General features: G+C 48.8%; 12 protein-coding genes. 10 read left to right on the top strand and 2 right to left on the bottom strand.

Annotated features, from left to right (window positions below; genetic code table 11):
- The first annotated feature begins 240 nt into the window (after positions 1-240).
- The 10 genes from eno to AC2D8L_RS04750 all read left to right on the top strand — a co-directional run bounded on the left by eno (position 241) and on the right by AC2D8L_RS04750 (position 10,092).
- Complete coding sequence (eno, locus tag AC2D8L_RS04705; protein ID WP_484684284.1) at positions 241-1,515, top strand: phosphopyruvate hydratase; 1,275 nt, start codon at positions 241-243, stop codon at positions 1,513-1,515.
- 133 nt (positions 1,516-1,648) lie between these two features.
- Complete coding sequence (locus AC2D8L_RS04710; protein WP_484684285.1) at positions 1,649-1,966, top strand: FtsB family cell division protein; 318 nt, start codon at positions 1,649-1,651, stop codon at positions 1,964-1,966.
- Positions 1,967-2,175: 209 nt separating this feature from the next.
- A complete protein-coding gene (gene pdhA / locus AC2D8L_RS04715; RefSeq protein WP_484684286.1) occupies positions 2,176-3,186 on the top strand; it encodes a pyruvate dehydrogenase (acetyl-transferring) E1 component subunit alpha in 1,011 nt (336 codons plus the stop codon).
- 23 nt (positions 3,187-3,209) lie between these two features.
- Entirely contained in the window at positions 3,210-4,610 is a 1,401-nt protein-coding gene (locus AC2D8L_RS04720; RefSeq protein WP_484684287.1) for a pyruvate dehydrogenase complex E1 component subunit beta, read from the top strand.
- A 27-nt stretch (positions 4,611-4,637) separates the two neighbouring features.
- A complete protein-coding gene (locus AC2D8L_RS04725; RefSeq protein ID WP_484684288.1) occupies positions 4,638-5,972 on the top strand; it encodes a pyruvate dehydrogenase complex dihydrolipoamide acetyltransferase in 1,335 nt (444 codons plus the stop codon).
- 30 nt (positions 5,973-6,002) lie between these two features.
- A complete protein-coding gene (locus tag AC2D8L_RS04730; protein WP_484684289.1) occupies positions 6,003-6,515 on the top strand; it encodes a hypothetical protein in 513 nt (170 codons plus the stop codon).
- Positions 6,512-7,150: an SGNH/GDSL hydrolase family protein gene (locus AC2D8L_RS04735; RefSeq protein ID WP_484684290.1), complete on the top strand. Its 639-nt coding sequence runs from the start codon at positions 6,512-6,514 to the stop codon at positions 7,148-7,150. The genes AC2D8L_RS04730 and AC2D8L_RS04735 overlap by 4 nt, the downstream gene beginning before the upstream one ends.
- A 32-nt stretch (positions 7,151-7,182) precedes the next feature.
- The gene (lpdA, locus tag AC2D8L_RS04740) at positions 7,183-8,622 is read left to right on the top strand and encodes a dihydrolipoyl dehydrogenase (protein ID WP_484684291.1); all 1,440 of its coding nucleotides are present in this window, start codon (positions 7,183-7,185) and stop codon (positions 8,620-8,622) included.
- A 59-nt stretch (positions 8,623-8,681) separates the two neighbouring features.
- Positions 8,682-9,635, top strand: a complete 954-nt coding sequence (lipA, locus tag AC2D8L_RS04745) for a lipoyl synthase (protein ID WP_484684292.1) — start codon at positions 8,682-8,684, stop codon at positions 9,633-9,635.
- Between the two features lie 13 nt (positions 9,636-9,648).
- Positions 9,649-10,092 carry a type II toxin-antitoxin system RatA family toxin gene (locus tag AC2D8L_RS04750; protein WP_484684293.1) on the top strand — a complete coding sequence of 148 codons (444 nt, stop codon included), beginning with the start codon at positions 9,649-9,651 and terminating at the stop codon, positions 10,090-10,092.
- Here AC2D8L_RS04750 and AC2D8L_RS04755 read toward each other — a convergent pair.
- A complete protein-coding gene (locus AC2D8L_RS04755; protein WP_484684294.1) occupies positions 10,074-10,577 on the bottom strand; it encodes a CinA family protein in 504 nt (167 codons plus the stop codon). The genes AC2D8L_RS04750 and AC2D8L_RS04755 overlap by 19 nt on opposite strands.
- A gap of 18 nt (positions 10,578-10,595) precedes the next feature.
- Complete coding sequence (locus AC2D8L_RS04760; RefSeq protein ID WP_484684295.1) at positions 10,596-11,792, bottom strand: bifunctional 2-C-methyl-D-erythritol 4-phosphate cytidylyltransferase/2-C-methyl-D-erythritol 2,4-cyclodiphosphate synthase; 1,197 nt, start codon at positions 11,790-11,792, stop codon at positions 10,596-10,598.
- Positions 11,793-11,836 lie beyond the last annotated feature (44 nt).

An 11,836-nucleotide genomic window follows, 5' to 3' on the forward strand; every position in this document is an offset into this window, starting at 1 on the left:
GAAAAAAAACTTTTTAAGAATGTGATACACCCAAGTTTTGCACGTACGCTTGAAGATTGCAGAACAATAAAACGAAATTAGAACTGTTCCAAATTTTTCAGTATTCGAAACTACGTGCAAGCTTAATATACAGAGATCAGGATTGTGATTGGCCAAGTTTGTTCTGATTAGACTTTGCAATGTCATGAATTGACGCTATGACAGCGGCCAACTCACCAATTTTCATTAGGAGATGATGCAATGTCCGCCATTATTGATGTAACTGGCCGTCAAATTTTTGATAGCCGCGGCAACCCAACCGTTGAAGTTGATGTTGTTTTGGACGATGGCTCTTTTGGCCGTGCAGCTGTTCCTTCTGGCGCTTCAACAGGCGCGCACGAAGCCGTTGAGCTTCGCGATGGCGGCGACCAATATATGGGCAAGGGCGTCACTAAAGCCGTTGATGCGGTAAACACATCAATCTTCAACGAAATTCAAGGCATGGATGCCCTTGACCAACGTTCAATTGATCAGGTGATGATTGATTTGGATGGCACGCCGAACAAAGCAAATTTGGGCGCAAATGCCATTCTTGGTGTTTCATTGGCTGTTTCCAAAGCCGCAGCAGAGTCTTCTGCATTGCCACTTTACCGCTATATCGGCGGATCAAACGCGCACATTCTGCCCGTACCAATGATGAACATCATCAATGGCGGCGAGCATGCTGATAACCCAATCGACATCCAAGAATTTATGGTGATGCCTGTTGGTGCTGAAAGCATTTCTGATGCCGTGCGTATTGGTTCTGAAATTTTCCATACCTTGAAAAAGGGACTTTCTGCTGAAGGTCACAACACCAATGTTGGCGACGAGGGTGGTTTTGCACCAAACCTATCTTCAACAACGGCGGCGCTCGATTTCATCATGCAGTCGATTGAAAAAGCTGGCTACAAGCCAGGTGAAGATGTTTATCTCGCAATGGATTGCGCCGCGAGCGAGTATTACAATGACGGGAAGTACAATCTAAAAGGCGAGGGCGTTTCTTTAGGTAGCGACGAAATGGTTCGCTATCTTGAAAACCTAGTTGGTTCTTATCCGATTATTTCAGTTGAAGACGGCATGGATGAAGATGACTGGGACGGCTGGAAAGCATTGACCCAAGCGATCGGCGACAAATGCCAGCTTGTGGGCGATGATTTGTTCGTGACCAATTCTGAGCGTTTGAAGTCTGGCATTAAGATGGGGGTTGCGAACTCTATCCTTGTTAAGGTCAACCAGATCGGCACACTGACAGAAACGGCCGAAGCCGTAGAAATGGCCCATAAAGCCAACTACACCTCTGTTATGTCGCACCGTTCTGGTGAAACTGAAGATTCTACAATTGCTGATCTTGCTGTCGCCATGAGCTGCGGCCAAATCAAAACGGGATCACTGGCGCGTTCTGATCGGTTGGCAAAATACAATCAATTAATCCGCATCGAAGAGCAGCTTGGTTTTGCTGCAAAATACGCTGGCTGTGACATTTTGAAAAAATAGTTCGCATTGCAGACAAGATTTAGGGCGCCGCTTGGGATATCAAGCGGCGCTTTTTTGTGTCTGGCAATAGTGCATTAAGGCCTTTGGTGCATAGTATAGCTCGTAGTTTCCCGAGTATTTGGACATCTTTTATATGCCCACACGTCTAAAACGCCCGTCCTTGCGCAACAAATTGGCAATTGCTGCCGTGCTGATTGCGTTTCAAGGATATCTCGGCTTTCACCTCATTGAAGGCAATTTTGGGATTACCTCGCAAGCAAAGTTCTCCGAACAGTTGATCGAACTTCGCTTGGAGAAGGAACAACTCAGCGAAAACATCAAGATTGCACAGAATCGAAATTCGTTGTTGACTGTTGATCGATTGGACCCGGACCTTTTGACCCAAAGAGCACGTGAGTTGCTTGGTTGGGGTCATCCAAATGAGATTATCGTTCCTGTTGATGTCAAGTAACGTGAATTCAGTTAATTCATGCAAGTAACTGGAATTAAGTTAAGTTGAACATTTGTGCAATTTCAACGCTTTAAACGGCTTTCCTCAGAAAATTCGAGTTTTCAAGTTTAATCAAAATAGCGGTATCATGCCGTTGAAATTATGCGGCCGCGCTGTGATGCGAGATTTTTAACAAAATTCGATCCACGGCAGATAAGTTGGAGAAGTTAATGCCTAAAAAAACAGAAACAAAGGCTGCGTCGAGCAAATCGAACGCGCCAGAGTTTACCAAGGACGAAGACCTATACGCTTATCGCGAAATGCTTTTGATCCGTCGCTTTGAAGAAAAAGCGGGTCAAATGTATGGCATGGGTTTGATTGGTGGCTTTTGTCACCTTTATATCGGCCAAGAAGCGGTGGTGACAGGTGTTCATATGGCATCCAAAAAGGGTGATGCGTCAATCACAGGTTACCGTGACCACGGCCACATGCTGATTGTCGGTCTCGACCCGAAAGCGGTTATGGCTGAGCTTACTGGCCGTGCTGGCGGACTGTCCAAAGGTAAGGGCGGCTCCATGCACATGTTCTCTAACGAAGAGCGCTTCTACGGCGGGAACGGTATTGTTGGGGCGCAGGTTAGCCTTGGAACTGGGTTGGCATTTGCAGCCAAATATCGCGGCGAAGATAATGTAAGCCTGACTTACTTTGGTGACGGCGCGTCCAACCAAGGCCAAGTATATGAGAGCTTTAACATGGCAAAGCTTTGGAATTTGCCGGTTATCTACATCATTGAAAACAATAAATACGCCATGGGCACTAGCCTAGAGCGCGCAGCATCGACAACTGATCTGTCGCAGCGCGGGCTGTCATTCGGTATTCCAGGTGAGCAAGTTGACGGCATGGACGTTCGCATGGTGCGCGAGGCATCTGAACGAGCGATCAAACATGCGCGTGAGGGCAATGGCCCATACATCCTTGAAATGCAGACCTATCGCTACCGTGGTCATTCGATGTCTGACCCAGCGAAATATCGTTCAAAAGATGAAGTACAGTCCATGCGCACCGAGCGTGATCCGATTGAGCAGGTAAAAGCGCGGATTTTGGATAACAAATGGGCGACTGAGGACGACCTTAAGACGATGGATAAAGAAATCCGCGCGACGGTTTCAGAAGCTGCAGATTTCGCCACCAACGATGCTGAGCCTGAAATCGGCGAGCTTTACACACAAATTACCGCCTAACCGGACGGATCAGGAGAGAATATATGCCAATTGAGATTTTGATGCCTGCTCTGTCACCAACAATGGAAGAGGGCAACCTCGCCAAATGGTTGGTAAAAGAGGGCGATAATGTAACTGCAGGCGATGTGATCGCCGAAATCGAAACCGACAAAGCGACAATGGAAGTTGAAGCGGTCGATGAGGGTGCCATTGGCAAAATCCTTATCGAAGAGGGCGCGCAGAACGTTGCCGTCAACACACCAATTGCCGTTTTGATTGAAGAAGGTGAAAGCGCAAGCGACATTAAGGTGTCCGCTGCACCTGTTGCCGCGCCAACGGAAGAAGCTGCGCCTGCTCCAGCGGATCAAGCTGCACCTGCAGCGGCTCCAGCAGCAGCCGTTCCAGCCGCACCGGTATTTGAAGCGCAAGCTGATTCAGAAGTGCCTGAGGGCACTGAAATGGTTTCAACAACTGTTCGCGAAGCCTTGCGCGATGCAATGGCTGAAGAAATGCGTGCCGATGGCGACGTGTTTGTGATGGGCGAAGAAGTCGCCGAATATCAAGGCGCTTACAAGGTCACCCAGGGCCTGTTGCAAGAATTTGGTGAAAAGCGCGTTATTGATACACCGATCACCGAGCACGGGTTTGCTGGTTTGGGTGTGGGCGCTGCCTTTGCCGGGCTGCGACCTGTCATTGAGTTCATGACATTCAACTTCGCCATGCAAGCCATCGACCAAATCATCAACTCCGCCGCAAAGACACACTATATGTCTGGCGGGCAGGTGACGTCACCTATCGTTTTCCGCGGCCCTAACGGCCCCGCATCACGGGTTGGCGCACAACACAGCCAAGACTTTTCAGCTTGGTATGCGCATGTGCCGGGTCTGATCGTGGTTTCGCCATATACTGCGGCAGACGCAAAAGGTTTGCTTAAATCTGCAATCCGCAGCCCGAACCCAGTTGTGTTCCTTGAAAACGAATTGCTATACGGCACATCGTTCGATGTTCCAAAGCTTGACGATTGGACTGTGCCGCTGGGCAAAGCCAAGGTCGTTCGCCAAGGTGCTGATGTTACATTGGTGTCTCACTCTATGGGTATGCGATATGCAACTGAAGCAACTGAAAAGCTAGTTGCAGCAGGTGTGGATGTTGAACTGATCGATTTACGGACCCTACGTCCGCTAGACATGCCAACCGTCATTGCATCGGTCAAAAAGACTGGCCGCTGCGTAACCGTTGAAGAAGGTTGGCCGCAAGGTTCCATCGGTTCTGAAATTTCAGCTCGCATTATGGAAGAGGCATTTGATTATCTGGATGCGCCAGTTACCCGCATTACCGGTAAAGATGTGCCAATGCCATATGCCGCCAATTTGGAAAAACTTGCATTGCCAAATGTCGAAGAAGTGATCGATGCGGTGAACGCAGTCACATACCGACAGTCTTAGGTTCAGGGAAAAGGAAGAGAGTCTAAAATGACGATCAAAATTACAATGCCAGCCCTGTCACCGACGATGGAAGAGGGCAATCTCGCAAAATGGAACGTCAAAGAAGGCGATAACGTTTCTTCAGGCGACGTGATCGCAGAGATTGAAACCGACAAAGCAACGATGGAAGTAGAATCCATTGATGAAGGCATCGTCGGCAAAATCTTGGTTGAAGAAGGCGCCCAAAACGTTGCGGTTAATACTGTCATTGCTGTTCTTCTGGAAGACGGAGAAAGTGCCGGAGATATTGGCGATGTTGCAGCCCCTGCACAAGCTGCCGCTGCACCGCAAGCTGAGGCTCCTGCAAAGGTTGAAGAAGCCGCAGCTCCTGCGCCAACACCAGCACCAACAAGTGCCCCATCCGCTCCGGCTGCTGCAGCAAAAGCTGATGGCCAACGCACATTTGCATCACCTCTCGCTCGACGCCTAGCAAGCGATGCGAATATTGATGTTAGTTTGTTGGCTGGTACTGGACCAAAAGGCCGCGTTGTGAAACGCGACATTGAAGCCGCCATTCGTGATGGCGTGCCACAGGCACCAAAAGCAAGTGCTGCACCAGCATCGAAAGCGCTCGCATCTGGCATGACGGACGCACAAGTCATCGGCCTTTACGAAGAAGGTTCTTATGATTTGGTTCCAAATGACGGCATGCGAAAAGTGATCGCTGCCCGTTTGACAGAAGCTAAGCAAACCGTTCCGCATTTCTATCTAAGTCTAGATTGTCGTTTAGACGATTTGCTTGAAGCGCGTGCGCGGATCAACGCGACTGCGCCAAAAGACGAGAATGGCAAACCAGCTTTCAAACTGTCTGTGAATGACTTCATCATGAAAGCTTGGGCGTTAGCATTGCAACAAATTCCAGATGCCAATGCATCATGGGCTGGCGAGCATACACTTAAACATCACCATTCTGATGTTGCTGTTGCCGTTTCTGTGCCCGGTGGCTTGTTCACGCCAGTTGTTAAGAAGGCAGAGTTGAAGTCCCTTCGTGAAATTTCAGCAGAAGTCAAAGATCTGGCCAAACGGGCAAAGTCTAAAAAGCTTGCACCACATGAATATCAAGGTGGCTCATCTTCTGTTTCGAACCTGGGCATGTTCGGCATCACCAACTTCCAAGCGGTTATCAATCCTCCTCACGGCACGATTTTGGCCGTGGGTGCCGGTGAAGAACGCGTCGTTGTTGAAGATGGCGAAATCACCGTTGGCAATTTCATGACTGTCACTCTGTCGTGTGATCACCGCGTGGTTGACGGTGTGCTCGGCGCACAAGCGCTTGGCGTATTTAAGGAATTGATTGAAACACCAGTGATGATGCTGGCTTAAAAACTTGAAATTAGTTGTAGGGAATATTTTGTGACAAAAATTTTTGCTTATTGCGTCGCGCTCTTCATGATATTTTCCATCGTGCCATCAGGGTTAGCGATTGAAATTCCGGTGACAAAAGTCACTAGCGATATGATGAGTGCTCATATGGACGCGTCAAAAGCCGGTGCATTCAAAAGGGTTGCTGGATATACCACGTTATTTAAAGTACCCAACTTTCCTCGAAAACTTCAAAAACTCGTCCCAGTCTCCGGAGTTGCAGTTTTTTACTTCAAGAAGAATGGAACTGCTCTGGCATGGTCGAGCAAAAGTGCAAAAGTTGAAAGTGGCGAATGGTTTATACACGGCGATTGGAACGATATCTGCCTGACGTTTACAAAGAGCAAGTATGACGCTGTGTGCACACATTTCATTATGTCGACCAAGACAGTAAAGGAAACCACACTTGGTAATCCATTTAAGCTAAGAGCGGGCCAGCCAGTACCTTTCAAATTGGGACGATTTGGGGTTTCGTTGAAAAAACTGGCAAAGAAAATTCGATGAAAAACGTACTTGCCTTTGGCGACAGTCTGACTTTTGGAACCAATGCTGCGACTGGTGGCAGGCATGCATTTGAGGATCGCTGGCCAAATGTTTTGGCTGAGCAGCTAAAAGGGCAGGTACGTGTTTTTGCGGAGGGCTTGGGTGGCCGCACAACAGTGTTCGATGATTATTCGAATGCAACAGAGCGAAACGGTGCGAAAGCTTTGCCGTCATTGCTTGCAACGCATGAACCACTCGATCTGGTGATCATAATGCTGGGCACGAACGATATGCGGAGCCACATTTGTGGCAATGCGGCTGGTTCGGCAATGGGCATAAGTCGGCTGATCAATATTGTGAAAACGTTTGCTTATAAGCCAGGCCACTCGGTGCCAGAGATATTGGTGGTGTCACCGCCATTGGTTGAAGAAGGCCAAGACCATTTGTTCAATGATGTGATGGCTGGCGCGATCGCATTGTGTGCACAATATGCAAAACAATATGAGCGCGTGTGTATCCAAGAAGCCGTTTCATTTTTCAATGCGGCGCCTGTTTTGGCGCTTGACCCAGTTGATGGCGTTCATTTGGACGCTGAAAATACAAGAGCGCTTGGCAAAGCATTAGCGCCCAAAGTACAAGAAATTCTGTCGCTCTAAGCTGAACGGGCGTCAACGACAAGGAAAAGACTATGGCAAATCAATATGATGTCATCATTATCGGTGGTGGACCAGGTGGTTACGTTGCTGCAATTCGTGGTGCGCAATTGGGTATGAAGGTCGCTGTCGTTGAACGCGAACATTTGGCGGGTATCTGTTCCAACTGGGGCTGTATTCCAACCAAAGCGCTTTTGCGCAGCGCAGAGATTTACAGCCATATGGGCCACGCTAAGGACTTTGGTTTGAAGGCTGGTGAGTTTACATTTGAAATTTCTGATGTCGTAAAACGTTCTCGTCAGATCGCCAAACAGATGAATAATGGCGTTGGCTTTTTGATGAAGAAGAACAAAATCGACGTCATTTGGGGTGAAGCCGAAATCACCAAGCCGGGCGAGCTAAAAGTTGGCCCTTCATCTAAAACGGCAATGGAACCTTCTGTGCCTGCACCAAAAGGTGTGTTGCCGCACGGAACGTACAAAGCCAAACACATTATTGTTGCGACAGGCGCACGCCCACGCATTTTGCCGGGCATTGAGCCTGACGGCAAAAACATCTGGACCTATTTTGAAGCACTTGTGCCCCAAGATATGCCAAAATCACTTGTTGTGATGGGCTCTGGCGCAATTGGCATCGAATTCGCATCATTCTACGCATCGATGGGTGCAGATGTGACGGTTGTCGAATTGATGAATAAAATCATGCCTGTGGAAGACGATGAGATTTCTGCACATGCACGTAAACGGCTTGAAAAACGCGGCATCAAAATTCTAACGGAAGCAAAAGTTGCAAAAGTTGAGAATTCAGATGCGGGCATCAAAGCGCATGTGGAACTCAAAGACGGCCAAAAACAAGTCCTTGAAGCGGACAAATTGATTTCGGCCGTTGGCGTTCAAGCCAATGTTGAAAATATCGGCCTTGAAAAAGTCGGCGTGAAAACTGAGCGCGGCTTTGTTCAAATTGACGGTTATTGCAAAACCAATGTTGATGGCATTTATGCGATCGGTGATGTAGCTGGGGCGCCAATGTTAGCGCACAAAGCTGAGCATGAAGGCGTGCTTTGCATCGAAAAAATCTCTGGCAAAGATGTTCACCCAATGAACAAAAGCCAAATTCCGGGTTGCACATATTGCGAACCACAAGTGGCAAGCGTTGGCCTGACTGAAAAAGCAGCCAAGGAAGCTGGTCGCGACATTCGCGTGGGTCGTTTCCCATTTATGGGCAACGGTAAGGCAATTGCGCTGGGTGAACCGGAAGGCTTGGTGAAAACTATCTTTGACAAAAAGACCGGCGAATTGCTTGGTGCACACATGGTTGGCGCTGAAGTGACCGAACTTATTCAAGGTTTCGTCGTGGCGATGAATTTGGAAACGACTGAGGAAGAATTGATGCACACAATCTTCCCGCATCCAACATTATCCGAAATGATGAAGGAAAGCGTCCTTGACGCTTACGACCAGGCACTCAATATATAAGTCAAACGGTGGCCCCCAGTAAGAGGGGCAACCTTCGATCTGACAAAGGAGCATCCGCCATGGTGACTTTGCTTGATAATACAAATAAAGCGCGTCCGCGCCATCCGGAAAAGGCCAATCGGCCAGATACGGAAGTGTTGCGCAAACCATCTTGGATCCGGGTGAAAGCACCGGGTTCTAAAGGGTACTCTGAAACGCGCAAGATCGTTAAAGACAATAACATCGTCACGGTTTGCGAAGAGGCGGGTTGCCCAAATATTGGTGAATGTTGGGACAAGAAACACGCCACCATGATGATCATGGGTGAAATTTGCACCCGTGCCTGCGCGTTTTGTAACGTACGGACTGGTATGCCAACCGCGCTGGATCCAAATGAGCCGCAAAACGTTGCCAATACGGTGAAAACGCTTGGGCTTAAGCACGTCGTGATCACGTCAGTGGATCGGGACGATTTATCTGATGGTGGCGCACAGCACTTTGTTGAAGTAATACAATCAGTTCGTGAAACATCACCGGGAACAACCATTGAGATTTTGACACCGGACTTTTTGCGCAAAGATGGCGCGTTGGAAAAAGTCGTTGCGGCCAAACCTGATGTGTTCAATCACAATCTAGAGACAGTGCCGTCCAATTATCTGACGGTTCGCCCCGGTGCGCGTTATTTCCACTCAATTCGGTTGTTGCAAAAGGTCAAAGAACTAGACCCGACCATGTTCACAAAGTCTGGTATTATGGTTGGTTTGGGCGAAGAGCGGAACGAAGTGCTGCAATTGATGGACGATTTACGTGTCGCCGACGTTGATTTTCTCACCATTGGTCAATATTTGCAGCCAACCCGTAAACACCACAAGGTGGATCGTTTTGTGACCCCTGATGAGTTTAAAGCATTCGAGCGCATTGCTTACACAAAAGGCTTCTTGATGGTATCGTCGAGCCCGCTTACGCGGTCATCTCACCATGCGGGTGATGATTTCGAGAAATTGCGCAAAGCACGCGAAGCCAAATTGAGCTAGGCAAAACTCCACGATGACCAAGATTGCCTTTGAGCGTGATGTACCGCACACGCCGGAACAAATGTTTGACCTCGCCAGTGATCTGGCGAGCTATCCGTTGTTTGTACCCAATTGCGACGACATGAATATTGTCGACCTGCCGCAAGAAGGACAATGCCTCGCGCGGATGCATATTTCGCTTGGGCCAATTTCTCAGTCTTATGAGAGCAAAGTGAATGCCAATCGCGACGCGCTGACTGTAACTGCAACGTCCGAGGATGATCCATTTGCATTTTTGGAAAGCGAATGGCGATTCACTGAAACGGCCAATGGTACCCATGTTGATTTCGAAGTTGAATTCGAAATGCGCAACAGGTTGATCGCGGCGGTTGCAGAACCACTATTTGCAAGCAAACAAAGCGAAATTGTTGATGCCTTTATGGTTGAAGCAAAAAAGCGTTACGGCAGCTCGCGCTGATCCAAGCATGCTAAAACGAGGGTGAGGGCGACCCGCACCGTTTCTTCGCGTACTTCCTCACGACCGATATCACCAAAGTTTCGTACGATATGACTGCTTTTTTCGCCGTCATAACACGCAAAATGAACCGTTCCCACCGGCTTCAGATCACTGCCACCCGACGGGCCGGCAATGCCCGTAACGGCAATGGACAAGGATGTCCGCGTTTCGCGCTGCGCGCCTTTTGCCATGGCGCATGCAACTTGTTTGGACACCGCACCATTTTCATCGATCAGCTCCATTGGGATACCCAACATCGCCGACTTTGCTTCATTTGAATAAGTGACAAAGCCGCCGTGAACAGCGTTTGACGAACCGGCAATTGCGGTGAGGGCACCCGCGATCAATCCACCTGTGCAACTTTCCGCTGTGGTAATTGTCGCCCGTTTGGAGATCAATTGTTCAATGGTTATCTGAGCAAGATGCAAAACATCATCTTCGAGCATTTTTCGTCCCCGACTGGATCAGTCCTCGACTGGAATTTCAACAGCAATTGCAGCCTGCGCAGCGATGCCCTCTTCGCGCCCGGTAAATCCAAGCTTCTCAGACGTCGTTGCCTTCACAGAAACTCGCGAAAGGTCGATCCCACAGATATTTGCAATATTTTGCCGCATTGGAATGCAGTGTGGCCCAATTTTCGGCTGTTCGCAAATAATCGTCAGATCGATATTGATCAGTCGACCGCCTCTGGTTCTGACGAGTTCTACCGCATGAAGCAAAAACACTGCAGAATCTTTGCCTTTCCACTGATCATCTGAAGGTGGAAAATGCTGTCCGATATCCCCTTCAGCGATCGCACCATAAATGGCATCTGTTATGGTGTGCAGCGCTACATCAGCGTCTGAATGGCCCTTAAGCTTTTTATCAAAGGGAATGCGAATGCCGCCCAGAATGACTTCGTTGCCCGGCTCAAATGCATGCACGTCATAGCCAGAGCCGACCCGCGTTTCGAGCTTCTTGTTATCGTTCATAAGGGATCGCGCCTCTGCCAAATCTTCAGCGAATGTAATTTTTTTGTTTTTTGGATCGCCCGGGACAATGCCGACGTGAATTCCTGCCCACTCGGCTATCGAAGCGTCATCGGTAAATTCAATTTCGGGCTGCAATATGGCTCTTTCGTGCGCATCCACAATTAGTGAATATTGAAACCCCTGCGGTGTCTGCGCCACGAAGTGATCGGCACGGTCCAAAGTTTTGCTGATCGATTTGCCACCCGGCGCATGTTTCAACGTATCGGTGATCGGCAATGCAGGTATAGCGCCACCTGCGTCACAATTTGTAATCACTCGATCAATCAGCGAATGGTCGACCATCGGCCGGGCTGCATCGTGAATCAAGACAAGATCCGGCAAAGAAATTGCAAGTGACTTTAGCCCTGCAAAAACAGAGGATTGACGGGAAGCTCCGCCGAGCACCGGCCTCTGCAATTTCGGGTGCTTCAGCTCCAATTCTGCGTAAATTTCTTCATGTCCAACCCCAATAACCGGCACAACTAGATCCACTGCAGCATGGCTTGCAAAGGCCATAATCGTTGTTTCCAACACAGTACAATCATGCAGTTTTTGATATTGCTTTGGGGTGTCATCTTGTGCATTTCCCAGCCGTGTTCCTGACCCGGCAGCCACGATAATTACCGCTGTTTCTATTCGGCTTTTTGTCATTGTCGACCTGGGTTGCACAACATCCTGCAATTTGGTTTATCCTC

The sequence above is a fragment of the Maritalea sp. YIW29 genome (assembly GCF_057219265.1).